Below are 17388 nucleotides of genomic sequence, written 5' to 3' on the forward strand. Positions count from 1 at the left end.
ATCCTGCAGCTTTTTTATGCAGCTATTTTAATGCATACCTATCCGTTGAAACGGCTTCTAATAACGGACTTAGGTCATCAGTTGCAAACATATGCAATTCATGCATAGCTCGTGTACAGACCGTATAGAATAATTTCCGCTCACGTTCCCTTCTGTACTGTGAGCAATCGTAGACGATAACGGCATCAAATTCTATCCCTTTAGCGAGATAGGATGGAATCACAAGGATACCTTTTTCATATGAAACCGTCCCTTTTTCAATGATATGAACCGATATTTCATTTTTAAGTTTTTCAAAAACAAGTCTACTTTCCTCTGCCGTCCTACAAATAACCGCAATCGTACGATGCCCTTCTTTCTGATATTCACTAATTTTTTCAAGAATGCGATGGTTAACCTTCCACTGGTCGACTCGTTCAATAACAGGCTTCCTTCCTTTCCGGTTAAATGGTTCAATTTTTTCCCCGTCAGTAATCAGCTCGCTTGTGAACTCAACAATTTCCTTTGTAGAACGATAGGTTTTGGTTAAGAGAAATGTTTCAACTTCCTCACCTACTATGTCCAGATCCGTTAAAACCGTCGTTGATCCTGTCGCACCTGAAAAGATAGCTTGATTGAAGTCCCCAAGCAGAGTCATTTTACTATATGGAAAAAGCATCTGAATAAAAGCAAACTGAAAAGGCGAATAATCCTGAGCTTCATCAATAAAGATATGACGAATCGCCGTATTCGATTTCCGCCCTTCGATTAAGTCCTGAAGGTATACAAAGGAAGTGGTATCTTCATAGAGAATTTCCATATTGTTTAATCTATCCAATGTTTGACTGCAAATAGAGTCCCAGTTTGTTGGCAGGCTTTTAGCATCTCCCAATTCTTGTTCAAATAATTGGCGATAGATTCTCGGTATATCGATGAACTTCAAACTTTTTACCCTAGCAAATAATGGCTTGAATTTTTCTCTCACTACCATCTTGGTGAGAAGCCGTTGTTCTTGCTCAAAATCATCAAATGTATTTTCAGTAAAGCGATTCTTTTCTTGCATCTTCTTGAATGCTTCTAAATAATCTTCTTTGTCAAGGAATTGAACTTCTTCCTCTACCCAGCCTTTTGTCCGTTCCCGCTTCTCAGCCCTTTTTAGTTCTTTTAATAACCATTGCTTGACAATCTGCATACGGTTAGGAATAGAATAACTTGTTTCCAAGGAATAAAAATAATCATGAATCTGCTTTTTTGAAATCAACATATCCCCTCTAAAGGTTAAATCCCTAAACATTAGACCGCGTCTCGATAGATCCGAGACATATTGATCGATGTTTTTTTTAAAATCAAGACTTCCCTTATAGAGAATGCCGGCAACTCTAGTTGAATACTCTTCCGCTTCTTCCCCATTAAGTAGGTACTCCAATTGATTGAATGAATCTTCGACATCAAATTCACGGTCCAAACGACGGATTAAGTATTCCATGAAAGTAGCTTGCTGCATATTTTCTTCGCCTAACTCAGGCAGAACTGTTGCCACATAGCTATTAAATAATGGGTTAGGAGAAAAAAGCATAATGTTTTCCGATTTTAACGTATCTCGATGGCGATAGAGCAAATAGGCAACTCGCTGCAATGCTGCTGAAGTTTTACCACTGCCTGCGACCCCCTGAACAATAAGTACTTTGCTGCGCTCATTGCGGATAATTTGGTTTTGCTCACGTTGAATCGTGGCGACGATACTTTTCATTTGGATACTGGCGTTTGTTCCAAGGACTTCCTGTAGCATTTCATCTCCAATCGTAACGCCAGTATCAAACATCCCTTTAATTTCCGATTCCTTAATAATAAATTGTCGCTTTAATTCCATTTCCCCTTCGATATTCCCATCAAGGGTTTGATATGCGGCAGGGCCTGGGGAATAGTCATAATAAAGACTGGATATGGGTGCACGCCAGTCATAAATTAAGAAATTTTCATCCAGTTCATCCATTAACGAAGCAATCCCTAAATACACTTGTTCTGCTGACTTTTCCCCATTTTCCCAAAAGTCAATTCGGCCAAAGTAGGGGGAGTTTTTTAACCTAGCAAGCGTTTTAAGATGATGGTTTAATTGTTTATGAGTCCGCTCGCGTTCAGAAAGAAATTCAGCCTGCTGTTTAATACTCGCTGCCGTCTCAATGATATCATCCGGTTCTTCCATATTGACGGTCACATCATCCCAAAATGTTTTGCGTATCTCGTGAACGTCTGAGCTCACTTTACCGGCATTTTGTGTTATTTTTTTTACTTTTTCTTCAATTACATTTACAACTGAATGGACTCTTTGCTGTTCCAATCTCCAATCCTTGCCTTGTAAATCGCTCATGAAACCACTCCCCAGATAAAATTTTATTCAATAAGTTGACAATCCCGCAATTATGTGTTAATGTTATTATTGAGTTATTATGCAAACTTCATTTTCATATATTTTTATACCGAATCCCATTTTACCATTCACCTTTTCTATTTTCAAGATGGTTTTATAGACAAAAAACGCCAATTTGGCGTTTTTTTCATTTTTACCTATTGTTGTAGAATTTTATCCTCTTTTCCCTCATATGTTAATAATCAGAATTCCTGATAAATATCGATCATGAGAATTTTGAAAAAAATCACTTATTAATTCGAAGTTATAAAAAAAAACAATTGACAATATCGTGACATCCATCATATAATTTATCTTGAATTAAGTTATTTCAATTTCAAGATAAATATATTCAAAACAAATTGGAGGAAAATAAAATGACAAAAACAAAATGGGCTCTTGATGCATCACACAGCAGTGTAGATTTTTCTGTTCGTCACATGATGATTGCAAACGTGAAAGGTACTTTCAATAGCTTCAACGCTACTATTGAAGCAGATCCAACTGATTTAACCACTGCAACTATTGAATTCTCAGTTGATACTGCAAGTGTTGACACTCGAAATAAAGATCGTGATGGACACTTGGTTTCTGCAGATTTTTTCGATGTAGAAAATCACCCAACAATGACATTCAAAGCTACTAACATTGAAAAAACAGACGAAGGTGAATATAATGTTACAGGTGATTTAACACTTCGTGGAACTACAAAACCAGAAACATTTGCAGTAACCTTTGAGGGTCAAGGTAAAGATCCATGGGGAAATGAAAAAGTTGGCTTCACTGCAAATGGTACAATTAATCGCTCTGATTATGGCCTAGTATGGAATGCAGCTCTTGAAACTGGTGGCGTTCTTGTAGCTGAAAAAGTAAAAATCAACCTACAAATTCAAGCTGCAAAAGCTTAATAATCATATAATCAAAAAGAGGCTGATCCGGATGGAGCAGCCTCTTTTTATGGAATATATAAAATTTTTCATAACCTTCACGATTTATCAAGTTCAGATTTCAAAAACTTCGCTAGCTCAAGCATGCCAAATTTCCCTGCTTTGGCTTCAGCATCCGAATTATAGTTTGTATTTGTATTAATATCATAAGTATAAATTTCACCTGCGGCATTTCGGATAAATTCGATACCGGCAACTTGGATACTATTGGCAGCAAGTAACTGTGCATATTTTTCAATGATTGGGTCTGAAAAACCATTAATGATTTCAAACTTTGGCCTTTCTTCCCTATCCTCTCCCACTGGACAGAATAAATCGCCGATTTGGCAGGCATCTGCTGGACATAATTGGAAACCTTCAGAAGTATCAACTTGCACGGCATAGACGAATTTCCCGCCAACAAATTCACAGCGAGTAATAAAGCTTTCAGGTGCTTGGATGTACTCTTGGATTAAGGTAATACCGTCAATTGGTTCTTCGAATGCAGGCCCCTCTACATAATTTCTTAACCCATCTAAAGATTGAAACAGTTGAACACCCAGTCCTTTTCCGGCACGATTGTGTTTTGTAATAAAAGGTTTGCCTACAAATTCACTCGCAACCTCTAGAATTTGTCCTTTCCCTACGGCAGCAATGGTACTTGGTGTTTGAATACCATATTTTTTTAGTTCAATGTATTGAACAACCTTACTAACCTCTAGCTGAAGGGCACGGGTTCCATTAAATACCTTTCGCCCATGAGCTTCAAGCCAAGCAAGTACCTGTGCAGCAAATTCCGGTGCAAAGCGATGCCCCCGTGTGTGCGAGGATGCACTCATTCGATTATAAAAAACTCCTTCAGGCGGCTCTTTTGATAGATCCAGACTGCCGCTATCGAGGTGCCATTCTTCATATGGAACTCCTAGCTCATCTAGGCGCTTCGTTAAATGTACTGTCCATTCACTATTTTCGTGGATGATGTAAACCTTTTTCAACAGAAAAAATCTCCCCTCATTTAGACTATCTAATTAGGCGAAGTGCTTTCGTAATTTTTTTACTAACCACATGACTTTTTTCAAACCACTCTATTTCTCAATCTGCGGTGAAAATTTACGTATATGTAAGATAATACCCACTGTTCATATTCTAATATTCTATCAACGATTTGTGAAGCCATTCTTGTTCGGACAGGTCATAAGTGCAACTACGTCTCTGACTCTGTCTTCGCCTAACGGCTCGCCAGTCGACGAGTTTTCTTTATCAAATTGGATTCATATACTGTCACTAATTTAGTTCCATCCGGAATGTGGCTCAACTTGAATGTCAGCAATAATATCTGAAATACCTTCCATTACAAAATTAGGAGATTTTATTTTTTTTCATAATAACTCTATCTTTTTTTAGCGTTTTTTATTATCATCTAATTAGTTAATTATCTAATTAGATGATAATGTTATTAGGAGGACTTAGAAATGTTTCAGACCTTAAAAAGGGAAAATTCCTACAGAAAATTATTCTTTGCGGGTATTATCAATGGAGTTGGGGATCGCTTTAGTCAAGTAGCTTTGCTTGCATTAATTCTAAATTTAACTGGTTCTGGCTTGTCAGTTGGAATAACAATGGCCTTAAGGATGCTTCCTTTCCTCTTTTTTGCTCCCTTCAGTAACAAATTGGCAGAAAAATGTGGCAGAAAAAATTTGTTACTATTTACTGATTTTTCAAGAGCAGTGATTGCTGTTTCTTTTTTATTTATCCAAACAGCTGACGATTTATGGCTTGTCTATATTGGCTCGTTCCTGCTTGCTAGTGGCGAAGCCTTATACGGTCCAATAAGAAAATCTAGTATCCCAGCAATTGTCCGTTCTGAACATATTAAAGAGATAAATTCATGGGAACAGGTTTCATTGGGGTTTGTGTTAATTGTTGGGGCACTTAGTGGTGGGGTTGTTTCTTTTCTTTTCGGGGCGAAGGCAGCTTTTTCGTTTAACATCATATCCTTTTTAATTGCTGGTCTCATCATTCGATCCATACCAACTCTCGAGTCCAATGAAACAATGACAAAAGAATGGATAAAAAATAAGCGGTCAGTAAAGATTCTTCCTCTTGTGATGGCATCTTCTTTCCTATTGATGTTGATTACTTTTGATGTGCTAGTACCATTAGTAAATGGCATTGATAATATTTTGCTAAGCGTCTATGCTGTTAAGACTTTTCATGCAGGCGACCTTGGGGTTGGGATTCTGTACAGCGTATTAGGTACAGGGTTCATTATTAGTCCGATGGTAACAAAATGGATAACAGGAAGATTTCTATCTGTTGCTTTTATGTGCCTTTTCATGGAAGGCGTCATTCTCTCCGGAATCAGTCAAGCAAACTCTTTTGTGCTCATTGTTGTCTTATTTGGAATCTTAACGATTTTTGGCGGGGTGGGGAACACATTGCTAGATACCGCTGTTATGCAAACCCTCCCTTCAAAATTCCACGGTCTTTATTTTGGCTTGTCAGCCACTATTGCCAATACCTTTCTCGGAATTTCTATGTTCTTGACCGGAGTTTTGTTGGAATTTATTTCTCCGAGAATGATGGGACTAATAGGAGGCGTTTTTTACATTAGTCTAGGGGCCCTATATTTTATTTGGACATTTCGAATGAACCTATCTATTGAAAAAAGTAAGCTTGCTGCTAGTGAAAATTAAAGGCTGTTTTCGCAAATACTGTTGCTTTTCTTACTAAATTTTCCTAATTCTATAAAAAGAGCCAAACTAAAAAAGGCTGATTCGTTCCTAGAATCAGCTTTTTTCCGATTTCACAAAGCTTAGGGGAGAATACTAACGCTTGTTCCATTCGGTACTATTTCGGCAAGCTGAAGTACATCACGATTATACATTCTCACGCAACCATGGGAAACCGCTTTTCCAATTGAACTTGGATTATTCGTACCGTGAATCCCGTAGCCCTGCTTTGAAAGGGAAAGCCATAACACTCCAAATGGGCCCCCAGGATTAAACTGGCGATTAACAATTACGAAATCCCCTGTTGGGGTATTAGTAAGCATCTTTCCTACTGCGATGGGATAAATTTTCATTAATCTTCCATTATGAAAAAGAGAAAGTTTTCTTTTTCCAACTGATATTTGAATGATGTAAGGTATTGTACTTGGCTCCTGCAAACCAGGAATTTGGATTTTTTGACCAACGTGCAAATGGCCGACCCCCGGATTCGCAGTGTAAAGGCGTTGAAGGCTAACTCGATAATTAGCTGATATAATACCTAGCGTTTCGCCAGACCTAACTGTATGAATCATGCTATCCCACCTTTCTTCTGATAGCATATGCCTTTACAAGCTGGCCGTTGCCAAAATTAACATTTACGGTAATTAAAACGCCTATCCCTATGGATAGGCGTCCCTTCTTCTATTACCTGCTTCTAACAAGCATATTAACGGCCTCTTCAACAAGTTTAGAAGAATCAGCATTGCCTGCATCAATTGATTCGCGAATGCAGTGTTCGAGATTAGAGCTGACAATCACAGCAATCGCCCTGTCAATCGCAGATCTTGCTGCAGAAAGTTGGGTAATGACTTCCTTGCAATCCTTACCTTCCTCTATCATTCTCATAATCCCTTTGATTTGTCCTTCAGCTCGTTTTAAACGATTAATCGACTTATCATTATAGATCATCTAACTCACCTCTGTTGTTTCGATTTTAAGCGATAATTAATCAGAAGTCTAATATATATCCAATTAAATAAACAAATTCAATCCAGAATCTTCGGCATCACCAAGATAGGTTGCTACTCCTCCAATATCAATTCCTTCAATTAATTCTTCCTGCTTGATCCCCATGATGTCCATCGACATGGAACAAGCAACAAGCTTAACACCTGCTTCCATGGCATTTTTCATTAAAGTTTCTATGCTATCAACATTTTTTCTTTCCATAGCATGATTGATCATTTTTGCACCCATCCCACCCATGTTCATTTTGGAAAGTGGGAGATGGCTAACACCTTTTGGCATCATCATACCAAACATTTTTTCCATTATATCTTTTTGGACTGGTGGGGCATCATTACGTCTAAGCACGTTTAAGCCCCAAAAGGTGAAGAACATGGTTACCTTTTTACCCATTGCTGCGGCACCGCATGCGATGATGAAGGATGCAATTGTTTTATCAAGGTCGCCGCTAAAAACAACCATCGTTGCCCCATCTTTGGAAGCTTGCACACCAGTCTGATTAGTGTTATCTGATTCTTTACTTCCTTTTTGAATATAAGCTTTAAATTTTTTCTCTTCAAATGTACTACTTAATAAGGTATTGCCTGTTTTATTTGACCATGACTGAATATCCTTGGCAAAACCAGGATCTGTTGCATGCACTTCAAGCACATCACCTGATTTCATTTTATCCATTGTTTGGTACACATTCATAATTGGCCCCGGACATTGTAAACCACAGGTATCAACTAAAATCGTTTCTGTTGGTTCAACCTGTACAGACTCCACTTTTATCTCTTCAATCATCCCAGAATCATTAATTATTGCTCCACTATTTTTTTTCATAGATGGTTCATAGACACTTGAATATGTTTTATATCCACCATCAAGGTTTTTCACTTTAAAACCATTTTGTGATAGTATTCGAGCACCTAAATATCCTCGCAAGCCCACTTGACAAGTTAAATAAATAGTTTGATCCTTAGGTAGTTCATCTAAACGATCTCTTATTTCACCTAATGGGATATTAATCGAACCTTCAATGTAACCCATTTCTCGTTCGATTGGTTCTCGAACGTCAATCAGCAGACCACCTTTTTGTACGATTTCGTTAATCTCATACCATTGGACGGTTTCTACTAACCCCTCCGCAATATTACTTGCTGCATATCCAGCCATATTGACAGGATCTTTTGCAGAAGAATAAGGTGGTGCGTAGGCTAGCTCTAAATCTGGAAGGTCAAAAATAGTCAGCCCACCTTTGATAGCAGTAGCAATAACATCAATTCTTTTATCTGCTCCATCATAAGATACAGCCTGCCCACCAAAAATCTTTCCAGTTTCTCTCTCAAAAATGAGCTTTAATGAAATCGGAAATGCACCAGGATAATATCCAGCATGCGAACCAGGGTGAACATGGACAACTTCATATGGAATCCCTAAACGTTTTAGTGTTTTTTCATTATTACCCGTTGAAGCCACTGTCATATCAAAAACTTTAGCTATAGAACTCCCTAGTGTTCCTTTGTATCGTACAGCAATTCCATTTATATGATCAGCAACCAGTCTTCCTTGGCGGTTGGCCGGCCATGCAAGTGGGATTTGTGTCGATTGACCGTTGATATAGTCTTTAACTTCAATCGCATCTCCGATTGCGTAGATACTTGGATCCTCTGTTTGTAAATGTTCATTCACTTGGATACCGCCACGTTGTCCAACAGATAACCCCGCGCTAACCGCTAATTGATTTTCTGGCTTTACGCCTATCGCTAAAATAATCATATCCGTTTCAATAAATTGACCGCTCGTTAACTTCACGATTTTCCCCTGTTGTTCGAATGATTCTACTCCATCTTCAAGAATGAGATTGACTCCCTTTTCACGAAGATGACCGTGTAAAATCGAGGCCATTTCAAAATCAATTGGAGCCATTATTTGATTAGACATTTCGATCAATGTCACCTCAATTCCTAAATCCCAAAGGTTCTCAGCCATTTCAATACCGATAAATCCTCCACCGACCACTGTTGCTTTTTTCGGTTTTTTTATATCAACAAAAGACTTAATTTTATCTGTATCTGGAATATTTCTTAACGTAAACAGCGATTCAGCTGTTTCTATTCCCGGAATTGGTGGCTTAATTGGACTCGCCCCAGGTGATAAAACAAGAACATCATAGGATTCTTCATACACTTCCTCAGTTTTTAAATTTTTCACCTCTACCGTTTTTCTTTCACGATTGATTTTTATAACTTCACTTAAATTACGAATATCTAAATGAAATTTTCTTGACATCCCCTCAACCGTTTGAACCAATAGCTTATCCCGCTCAGCAATAGTTCCACCAATATAGTAAGGTAGCCCACAATTAGCAAAAGAAATATATTCCCCTCTTTCAAACATAATAATTTCAGCTTTTTCATCTAATCTTCTCAATCTTGCAGCTGTTGTTGCTCCGCCTGCAACCCCGCCAACAATAATGATTTTTTCACCCATTTATCATTACCCTCTTTCAGATTATTTCTGTATGACATAGTGGTATCATACCACACAATTACACATACGGGTAAGGGTATGCACGAATGTTTGAAAATTGGTCAAATCTGACCAATTCTACTTCACCATTCAAAACGGAAAAGTGGGGCCATATCTTCTCTTATATGGTCAATATAAAAATAATCATTACTTGCTGTGTCGTAAATATAATCTTTTTTCCAGTTGTCAATGTTCAAAACAATATCCTTCATCGCTTTAACGAAATAGAGGATTTCCTCATTTGTCATGATTGGATGTAATGAGAACCGTACCCATCCTGGTTTATCCGACATATCTCCAGCATCAATTTTCTCGGTAATCTGCTTAGAGGCCTCCTTATTAATATGAAATAGATAATGTCCATAGGTTCCGGCACAAGAACAACCGCCCCTCACTTGAATACCAAATCGATCATTGAGCAAACGAACAATTAAATTGTAATGAATATTATCGACATAAAACGAAACAATTCCTAAACGGTTCCCTTCAATGTGACCATCTAAAATATGAAGCTCTGCGATTGCGTTTAATTCCGTTAATACTATTTTCAATTGTTCTTTTTCTCTCTTTATAATATTTTCAACACCCATTTGGTTTTTCAGATTCAAGCAGAGGGCTGTTCGAATAGCTTGTAAAATCCCTGGTGTCCCTCCATCTTCCCTCAGCTCAATTTCGGTATAATATTGATGTTCCCCCCATGGATTCGTCCATGTCACTGTCCCTCCACCTGGGTGGTCAGGCACCCTATTTGCATATAATCTTGAATCAAAGACTAATACTCCACTCGTTCCTGGTCCCCCTAAAAACTTGTGTGGTGAGAAAAAGACAGCATCAAGCTTTTCCAGCGGGTCTTTTGGATGCATATTAATTTTCACATATGGTGCCGCTGCTGCGAAATCAACAAAGCAAACACCTCCATGTTGATGCATAATTTTTGCTAAATGATGATATCTAGTTAGAATGCCGGTTACATTAGAACAGGCTGTAAACGACCCGATTTTTAATGCTCTGCCTTTATATTGTTGCAAAAGCTGTTCCAAATGATTTTCATCAATTCCGCCATTATTATCGGGTCTAATAATTATGACATCAGCCAATGACTCAAGCCATGATGTTTGATTGGAATGATGTTCCATATGCGTTAAGAAAATAACTGGCCGCTCACTTTCGGAAAGTTTTAGCCGCCCTTTCCATTTTTCATGTACCCTAATTCCTAACATCCTTTGAAATTTATTGATAACAGACGTCATTCCAAAGCCATCTAGGATGACAGCATCATGGTTATCGGCGTTTACATGTTCCTTTATTATTTTCTTTGATTGCTTATATATCCCTGTCATCATTAAACTGGTAATATTTGATTCGGTATGGGTATTGGCCATATACGGACCAAACACCTCAGAAATTTTTTGTTCAATGGGTCGATAAAGTCGCCCGCTGGCAGTCCAGTCTGCATAAATAATTTTCTTTTTACCATAGGGGGATTCGAATTCCTGATTCATCCCAATCACTTGTGTTCGGAACGGTTGAAAAAATAGTTCGAGGTTATCAGGGATTCGATAGGTATTACTTCCAATCTTTGCCGTGATCATTTGGTTCACCCCTTACAATACACTCCTGCTGCAATCAATATATGCATCGCACTTTTGTAGTGGTTACCGCTTTATAACAAATAGAAAAACAAAAAGGAGGCATTCTTATATTAAGAATAGCCTCACTTCCTTTACTTTAAAATATGAATGTAAATGTCTATACATAAAGGTCTTTTAAACTTCTCCCTAATAAGTAGTAATCTTTGCAGACTCTTTTCTGCTTACTTCATCAATTTTCTGAATAAACATTTGAAAAACTCGTTTTTTTTCCTCTAGATCTTTTATGTATTCTTTCAACTGGTTGTAACTTTCTTCAAAAGGTTTATGATACATCTCTCGAATTTTTTCGATGATTTCATCATTTACCGTTGATTGAATAACTTGTTTGGTAATCCCATATTTATAGGAATAAACCTTTAATTCCTGTGCGACTTCTTCATACTCCTTGCCAATTTCAGCAAGGACTAATGATATATCATCCTTCCACTCATCCAGCGATTTCTGTAAATAGGATTTTACCATGCTTTCTTCCAAAAAAAACCTCACCCCAATCGAGAATTTAGTATTGTTTTCATTATTATAACGGTGTTTTTTTACATAGACGTTTCGTTGAGATTACATTGATTTGTCAATTAGTCAGTGATTTTTTTTCATCAAAAAAACGATTACCCGTTAAAGTAATCGTTAATCATTATTTACCTCCACTGCTTTGGCAAAGTCTGTTAGAGTTGTGGAGTACTTAATATACGTTCTCGGTAACAAATAAAGTTCATTCTTTATTCCTGATTCAGAAAATGGCCCAGGTATTGTTGTAAGTCCAAACAGATAATCTTTTTTCGTATCAACTACTACCTGATCATTATAACTGCCATATGGATAAGAGAGTGCCATTACCGGTTTTCCCGTTATTTTTTCAATCTTTTCTTTGGATACTTTAAGTTCATAGTCGAGATTAGCAACTTTTTGTAAATCCGGATGTGTGGCAGTATGTGATTGGACAGAAATAACACCTGATTCAGCGAGCATTTTTAGGTCAGATTTGGTTAATCGATTGGGACGCCCGATAAAGTCAGAAATGACAAAAAAGGTTCCTGATGGCATAAAATGATCGGTTTTCAGCTTTTGAAAAATAGTAAAGGCTGTTAGATTATTTTTGTAGCCATCATCGAAAGTAATAAAAATTGGTTTATTTACCCTCTTTCTTTCTTGCCAGCGCTCGAAGGTTAATAATGTAAAACCATGGTCTCGTAAAAAAGCCATTTGTTTTTCAAAATTTTCAGGAGTGACATATAGTTCCTTTGATCCATGCCCTTTATATTCGTCAATCGAGTGATAAAGTAAGATCGGAACTTTTTGGGCTGCTGATACAATTTTAGGAAGTCCTAAAAAGTGAAGACAAAAGAATAGAAGCAATAGCCTTTTCATACCGTTCCTCGCTTTTTGTCAATCGCATGTATTTACAACTTATTCTTCCTGAATTTAAGTCATCTATAACTTTTTTCAATAATAAAATGTGATTTAAATAACGGGATTTGTTGAAGTGATGTTTCGCCCTGTCGTAAGTTTCTTGTTTTTCTGCTTCCTCCATTCTACAAATAGAAGGTTCATTAAAATGCTAATGTACACGGCAAGAGGAAATGAAAGGGAACTATCTAAAAATAATGATAAGGGAATGACGACAATCCGAAACGTAACGAAAACCCAGGTAATCGCATAACTGCGAACAATCCACTCTTTATGTGCCGTTATTTTCCGCTGGGTTGCCCTAATCACACCGATTGAAGTGGTCCAGAGCCAAAAGATATTAAGAACAAGAAAAGCAATGGTTGAACCCATCCCGCCAGTTGCTGAAAGTGTAAGGTATGGTACCATTAAAATATTGATAAAAATAGCCACAGCATATATTTTTCCTAACATTTTATGAAGCTTTGCGTTCTTTTGGCTTTTCTTCGTCAATTGAAACGGACCGATGGCAAGCGAGATGGTTCCCAATAGAATATGCGGGTAGAAAAACCATTTCCATGTCGTCACAGAGAAATTAGGATTCTGCATTTTCCCTTTTACGATAGGTGCCCACTCAACACCATTCAGAAGAAACATAACAAAAATATAGATTGTAAATAAAGCAATAATGAAATACATCGACCCTACCATAAACTTTCTTTTTTTCTCGTTTTTCATTTTCTCAAACTCCCTGCTATTTTTTTTTCATAACATTTGAATTAAGGGCAGTAAATCAATTATATGCTGAGATTATTTCTGATTTAAGAAAAAAAGGAGTGATGCAATGGGATCGGTTTTATCCTAATAAATTTATCATTAAGGCAGATATAAATAATGGGAATCTTTTTGGATTTATGGTAGGCAATTAAGTGGCAGTGATTATAAAACCCCACAATTAGGGTTAAATTATTATATTAATGTCTTAATAATCATTTTAAATATATCATTCGATTCTATTTTATCTTCTTCCCCAGTGGTTAGTATTTGCGTAACCCGTAAACCATACGAAAATGTCATCATCAAAGTTGCCATTTTTTCAGCGTCAATATTCTCAGGAATTACCCCATTTGCCTGCCCCATTTTGATCCATTGAGTACCAGTTTCCTTGCTGTACCTAAATATATCATTGAGGATTTTTTTGACCTTTTCATTATCCTGACTCAACAAATAAATAAAAATTAAATTGCCGATATCATTGGTATTTTGCCTTGAATGAAAAAACTGGCTGACAACGCCGAAGTGTCCTTGATTGAGGCTTTCATCTTTAATGGAACGAGTAATTGTCATATGAAACTTTTCATTCATTTCTTCTATCTTTGATTTTAGAATTAATCCAAATAATTCATCCTTACTGTCAACATAATGATAAATTGCCCCTTTTGATAATCCAGATCTTTCAATGATGTCTTTTAATGTTGTATTTCGACAGCCCTTTTCGAGAATGATAGCCTCCGTTATGGTTAGGATGTGTTGAAAGCTCGGATTATTGTAAATACTTGAATTAGTCATCTCGTTACCTTCCTTACTTTATCTGCTATTTTATTATTGTAAATTGGTTAGGTTATTTAAGCGTACTTTTGCATATCTACGATATACGATTGTAAATAAAATGGCTGCGCCAATCACACCATAAAAAATAAGTTGTGAAATAGCTAAAAAAGCGGTAATCGATAGTTCATAAACTAGAATGATTTTTAAAGTTGCTTCTCCCAATAAAGCGATTCCCCAGATGGCTGTCATTATCCTTAATACATTACGGAAATATGGCAGCTCCCAATTCTTTGCGAATTGCCCTTTCTTTTCAGACTCTCCCTCCGCACTAAATCTGATCGCGAAATGATAAATCAACGGTTTAGAAAAGAACAGAGATGCGATAAAAAGTAAGCCTAATAATCCTGTGACCATAGATTCCCTTAATAAAATGAGCCTCTCGTTACCACCCAGCACAAATGCAAGTAAACTTAGCACAAACCCCGTTAGCATAAACAGGCCAAATGCATCTGCTTTTTTATATTTCACAACGTGATACAGATTATCCCCCAATGGGATTAACGTCGCGATTAACAATGAAACAAAACTTGAGTAATAGTTTATAAGCAGTTTATAAACTACTACAGGAATGACACCATTAATAACAATACTAATAACAATCATTTGAATCAATTTCTTTTTTGACGAAACTTTCACGTTTCATACACCCCTTTTTATTATCCATATGTTACAAACTATACATTACAAACCGACGGTCGGTTTGTCAATTGTTTTTTTACTTTTTTCATTTTATAGAAATGATTGCTCATTATGCAAGATTATGTTGTTATTTCGTGATATCAGTCTTGTTTTGATAGCTTTTGTCATCAGGCAGGAAAATAAGATACTAGATGGTGAATATGTATCACAAAGATGATTTTTTCCTAGATTCAATGGAGAGGAAGGATTTTTTGATGAAGGCTTACACCTTAAAAGAAGTATCTAAAAAAATAAATATCGCCCCCGGAACGTTACGACAATGGGAAAAAGATTATCATGAAATCTTGGAGATTCCTCGGTCAAAGCAAGGTGCAAGATTTTATACAGAATTGGAGATTGAGCAATTGTTAGAACTTAAGCAAATGACCAGGAAAAAGTTGAGTAAGGATTTGATTCGCCAAGTAATACAAAAAGAAATTAAACCGGATACCTGTGAAAATATCACCAAAACATCCGAAATTTCTCTTGAAGTTATATCTGAAACAGTACCGACAGCAGTTGAAGAAAATCCATTAATAAATGCTGATCAATTTTTTGAGGCGATGGAAAAGTATAAGAAAAATTTTTTAAATGAGATAAAGGATGAGATTCGCAGTGTCGTTCACAAAGATGTGTTAGACGAAGTAAAAAAAGAAATTTCAAAAGGTATCTTTTATACAGTAAAATCTCTATCCGATTCTTTATACAAATCCTCTGCCAATACAAAGGATGAAATTGAGAAGCTATCATTGTCACTCGAAAAATCTTCTGAGATGACTGCAGCCTCATTACAGTATCTTTCCAACAACATTGCTACAGTTTCCCTTGAGACGTCAGAGGAGATTTTTACCCTCTCAAAGCAGTTATCTGAAACATCTGAAGAAATATCACATTATCTGGATACCACTAACGATGAAATTTCTAGTTTAACAGAGGCTATTTCAATAGACCGTGAATTCTTCGAAGAAGAACGTAAGGAATACCGTCATGACATTAGCCAAAGAGAATTGGCTTTTCAACAATGGTTAACCAGTTTTAGGGATGTTGCAGTGGCTAAAGAAAGGAAATGGTGGAGATTCTGGTCCTAATATGGAGGTGACGTGGTTACTAAAAGTTCTTTATTAAGGTCTTAATTCAAAATGATTTTTTAGCTGATTGACACTCGAGATTGTGTAATATAACAAGGGGGGTTCGAACATGAATACAAGTGATGTGGCAAAATTATTAGGGGTGTCCGCTAGTTCAATTCAGCGCTGGGTTAAGCAGCTCGGGCTGCCAATGGAAAAAAATGAACGGGGGCATTATCATTTTACTAACGAAGATATTGAGTTATTAAAAAAAATCCATGAACAACTTCAAAACGGAACACTCCTTCATGATATTAGCCCGCTGAGGGAGAAAAAAAGTGCAAGAATAGGGGCATTTAAAGCAGTCGAAAATGATGTTGCACTCGAAAAATTATTTTCGAAGGTAAGCAAATTAGAAATGAGTTTAAATACTAAAGCAGACTCAGTTGTTTCCTACCAACTCCTGCAGCACCGTCGGGAAATAGAAGATTTACAGAATCATGTAAATCAATTATCTCAACAGCTTGAACTACTTCAAAACCAAGTAAAAGAAATGATGAGCCCCACTCAAATAGACAAACCACTCGTATTGGATCATGGCAAAGTAAAAAGAAAAAAGAAAAATATCGTAAGTTCAATATTTGGATTTTGATTTAAATTTTCCATACAAATAACATGACCGAGCAGTACAACAAAATCGGTCATGTTATTAATTAAATGGCCTTCCTAGCCCCAATTAAGCTTTTTTATATCTCTCTTGTGCTTCAAACAAATTCCCTACATCCGAAATATCCTTAATCGTTACTTGAAGTTCACCTGTTGGAATCTTCAACGATAGTTGTTCACCGAGTTGTTTTAGCAACAGCTGTCTACCAACGGGTGATAAAAAGGAGATAAACCCCTTATCAGGATTTGACTGGTCAGGAAAACAAATAACATAATCTTCCATGTCATGATCCACATCGTAAAGTACAGTCACTTTTGTCCCAATATAGACTTTAGGAATTACCGATATAAAGGCGTTTTTACGATTTTGTTCTAATAAATCTTCAACCTCTAATACATACAAACTAAAAAAATGCTTGATTCTTTCCTGGACTGGTGTTGATGAAAGATAAAGATTTGTTAATTCCTGAATATTCTCCTCAATATACACTAACTGTTGACTGAAAAAATCTTTGGATTGGCTACTACGGTTCATAATAAATAGCCTCCATGCTAGGATCAAATTTCCTGCAGAATTTCATAAATTGTTTCATTTCAAACTCCTCCTAAATAAAAAAATGAACTTTCCTATCGTATAGAAAATTTCTTAGGTCTACGCTAATTAAATGGGTTAATCCGTAGTAACCCAATACGAAAATGGAAAGTTTTCCTCTTCCTTCAAACAATAGGAAACCTTGGTACAATATTACCATATCTATACAGAAAAGT

Annotated in this window: 16 protein-coding genes; 4 read left to right on the forward strand and 12 right to left on the reverse strand. The window is 36.7% G+C overall.

The genetic code is table 11. The features are described 5' to 3' along the window. Positions 1–22 precede the first annotated feature (22 nt). Positions 23–2347, reverse strand: coding sequence for an RNA polymerase recycling motor HelD (gene helD / locus M5A78_RS07035; RefSeq protein WP_248734576.1), 2325 nt, complete (start codon positions 2345–2347; stop codon positions 23–25). A 416-nt stretch (positions 2348–2763) separates the two neighbouring features. Here helD and M5A78_RS07040 point away from each other — a divergent pair, with 416 nt between their 5' ends. After that, complete coding sequence (locus tag M5A78_RS07040; RefSeq protein ID WP_248734577.1) at positions 2764–3294, forward strand: YceI family protein; 531 nt, start codon at positions 2764–2766, stop codon at positions 3292–3294. Positions 3295–3371: 77 nt separating this feature from the next. Here the strand turns inward: M5A78_RS07040 and M5A78_RS07045 are convergent, their stop codons facing one another. After that, positions 3372–4307: an ATP-grasp domain-containing protein gene (locus M5A78_RS07045; protein WP_248734578.1), complete on the reverse strand. Its 936-nt coding sequence runs from the start codon at positions 4305–4307 to the stop codon at positions 3372–3374. Positions 4308–4784: 477 nt separating this feature from the next. On the opposite strand from M5A78_RS07045, the gene M5A78_RS07050 reads away from it, so the two are divergent. Further along, positions 4785–6008: an MFS transporter gene (locus M5A78_RS07050; protein WP_248734579.1), complete on the forward strand. Its 1224-nt coding sequence runs from the start codon at positions 4785–4787 to the stop codon at positions 6006–6008. Positions 6009–6127: 119 nt separating this feature from the next. Here the strand turns inward: M5A78_RS07050 and M5A78_RS07055 are convergent, their stop codons facing one another. From M5A78_RS07055 to M5A78_RS07095, 9 genes are all read right to left on the reverse strand, one after another. Next, positions 6128–6616: a L,D-transpeptidase family protein gene (locus M5A78_RS07055; protein WP_248734580.1), complete on the reverse strand. Its 489-nt coding sequence runs from the start codon at positions 6614–6616 to the stop codon at positions 6128–6130. Positions 6617–6728: 112 nt separating this feature from the next. Further along, positions 6729–6992: a metal-sensitive transcriptional regulator gene (locus tag M5A78_RS07060; RefSeq protein ID WP_248734581.1), complete on the reverse strand. Its 264-nt coding sequence runs from the start codon at positions 6990–6992 to the stop codon at positions 6729–6731. Between the two features lie 63 nt (positions 6993–7055). Then, positions 7056–9524 carry a CoA-disulfide reductase gene (locus M5A78_RS07065; RefSeq protein WP_248734582.1) on the reverse strand — a complete coding sequence of 823 codons (2469 nt, stop codon included), beginning with the start codon at positions 9522–9524 and terminating at the stop codon, positions 7056–7058. Between the two features lie 122 nt (positions 9525–9646). Next, on the reverse strand, positions 9647–11155 hold the full coding sequence (locus M5A78_RS07070) for an aminotransferase class V-fold PLP-dependent enzyme (RefSeq protein WP_248734583.1): 1509 nt from the start codon (positions 11153–11155) through the stop codon (positions 9647–9649). A 186-nt stretch (positions 11156–11341) separates the two neighbouring features. Next, positions 11342–11677: a hypothetical protein gene (locus tag M5A78_RS07075; protein ID WP_396954607.1), complete on the reverse strand. Its 336-nt coding sequence runs from the start codon at positions 11675–11677 to the stop codon at positions 11342–11344. A 162-nt stretch (positions 11678–11839) separates the two neighbouring features. Further along, a complete protein-coding gene (locus tag M5A78_RS07080; protein ID WP_248734585.1) occupies positions 11840–12580 on the reverse strand; it encodes a polysaccharide deacetylase family protein in 741 nt (246 codons plus the stop codon). A gap of 93 nt (positions 12581–12673) precedes the next feature. Further along, the gene (locus M5A78_RS07085; protein WP_248734586.1) at positions 12674–13336 is read right to left on the reverse strand and encodes a DUF2306 domain-containing protein; all 663 of its coding nucleotides are present in this window, start codon (positions 13334–13336) and stop codon (positions 12674–12676) included. Between the two features lie 231 nt (positions 13337–13567). Continuing rightward, the gene (locus M5A78_RS07090) at positions 13568–14167 is read right to left on the reverse strand and encodes a TetR/AcrR family transcriptional regulator (protein WP_248734587.1); all 600 of its coding nucleotides are present in this window, start codon (positions 14165–14167) and stop codon (positions 13568–13570) included. A gap of 33 nt (positions 14168–14200) precedes the next feature. Beyond that, positions 14201–14845, reverse strand: coding sequence for a VC0807 family protein (locus M5A78_RS07095; RefSeq protein WP_248734588.1), 645 nt, complete (start codon positions 14843–14845; stop codon positions 14201–14203). Positions 14846–15102: 257 nt separating this feature from the next. Between M5A78_RS07095 and M5A78_RS07100 the strand changes: the two genes are divergently transcribed. Together M5A78_RS07100 and M5A78_RS07105 are read left to right on the forward strand one after the other, a co-directional pair. Beyond that, positions 15103–15975 (forward strand): MerR family transcriptional regulator, encoded by an 873-nt coding sequence (locus M5A78_RS07100; protein WP_248734589.1) that lies wholly within the window; start codon positions 15103–15105, stop codon positions 15973–15975. A 109-nt stretch (positions 15976–16084) separates the two neighbouring features. After that, positions 16085–16606 (forward strand): MerR family transcriptional regulator, encoded by a 522-nt coding sequence (locus tag M5A78_RS07105; protein ID WP_248734590.1) that lies wholly within the window; start codon positions 16085–16087, stop codon positions 16604–16606. Positions 16607–16690: 84 nt separating this feature from the next. Here the strand turns inward: M5A78_RS07105 and M5A78_RS07110 are convergent, their stop codons facing one another. Next, entirely contained in the window at positions 16691–17155 is a 465-nt protein-coding gene (locus tag M5A78_RS07110; protein WP_248734591.1) for a GreA/GreB family elongation factor, read from the reverse strand. Positions 17156–17388 lie beyond the last annotated feature (233 nt).

The organism is Neobacillus rhizosphaerae, assembly GCF_937468385.1.
Taxonomy (GTDB): Bacteria; Bacillota; Bacilli; order Bacillales; family Cytobacillaceae; genus Neobacillus; species Neobacillus rhizosphaerae.

Bases quoted from the DNA above. Each gene is read 5' to 3' on its own strand.
- helD (WP_248734576.1), bottom strand. From the start codon at position 2,347: ATGAGCGATTTACAAGGCAAGGATTGGAGATTGGAACAGCAAAGAGTC.
- M5A78_RS07040 (WP_248734577.1), top strand. From the start codon at position 2,764: ATGACAAAAACAAAATGGGCTCTTGATGCATCACACAGCAGTGTAGAT.
- M5A78_RS07050 (WP_248734579.1), top strand. From the start codon at position 4,785: ATGTTTCAGACCTTAAAAAGGGAAAATTCCTACAGAAAATTATTCTTT.
- M5A78_RS07055 (WP_248734580.1), bottom strand. From the start codon at position 6,616: ATGATTCATACAGTTAGGTCTGGCGAAACGCTAGGTATTATATCAGCT.
- M5A78_RS07060 (WP_248734581.1), bottom strand. From the start codon at position 6,992: ATGATCTATAATGATAAGTCGATTAATCGTTTAAAACGAGCTGAAGGA.
- M5A78_RS07065 (WP_248734582.1), bottom strand. From the start codon at position 9,524: ATGGGTGAAAAAATCATTATTGTTGGCGGGGTTGCAGGCGGAGCAACA.
- M5A78_RS07070 (WP_248734583.1), bottom strand. From the start codon at position 11,155: ATGATCACGGCAAAGATTGGAAGTAATACCTATCGAATCCCTGATAAC.
- M5A78_RS07075 (WP_396954607.1), bottom strand. From the start codon at position 11,677: ATGGTAAAATCCTATTTACAGAAATCGCTGGATGAGTGGAAGGATGAT.
- M5A78_RS07080 (WP_248734585.1), bottom strand. From the start codon at position 12,580: ATGAAAAGGCTATTGCTTCTATTCTTTTGTCTTCACTTTTTAGGACTT.
- M5A78_RS07085 (WP_248734586.1), bottom strand. From the start codon at position 13,336: ATGAAAAACGAGAAAAAAAGAAAGTTTATGGTAGGGTCGATGTATTTC.
- M5A78_RS07090 (WP_248734587.1), bottom strand. From the start codon at position 14,167: ATGACTAATTCAAGTATTTACAATAATCCGAGCTTTCAACACATCCTA.
- M5A78_RS07100 (WP_248734589.1), top strand. From the start codon at position 15,103: ATGAAGGCTTACACCTTAAAAGAAGTATCTAAAAAAATAAATATCGCC.
- M5A78_RS07105 (WP_248734590.1), top strand. From the start codon at position 16,085: ATGAATACAAGTGATGTGGCAAAATTATTAGGGGTGTCCGCTAGTTCA.
- M5A78_RS07110 (WP_248734591.1), bottom strand. From the start codon at position 17,155: ATGAACCGTAGTAGCCAATCCAAAGATTTTTTCAGTCAACAGTTAGTG.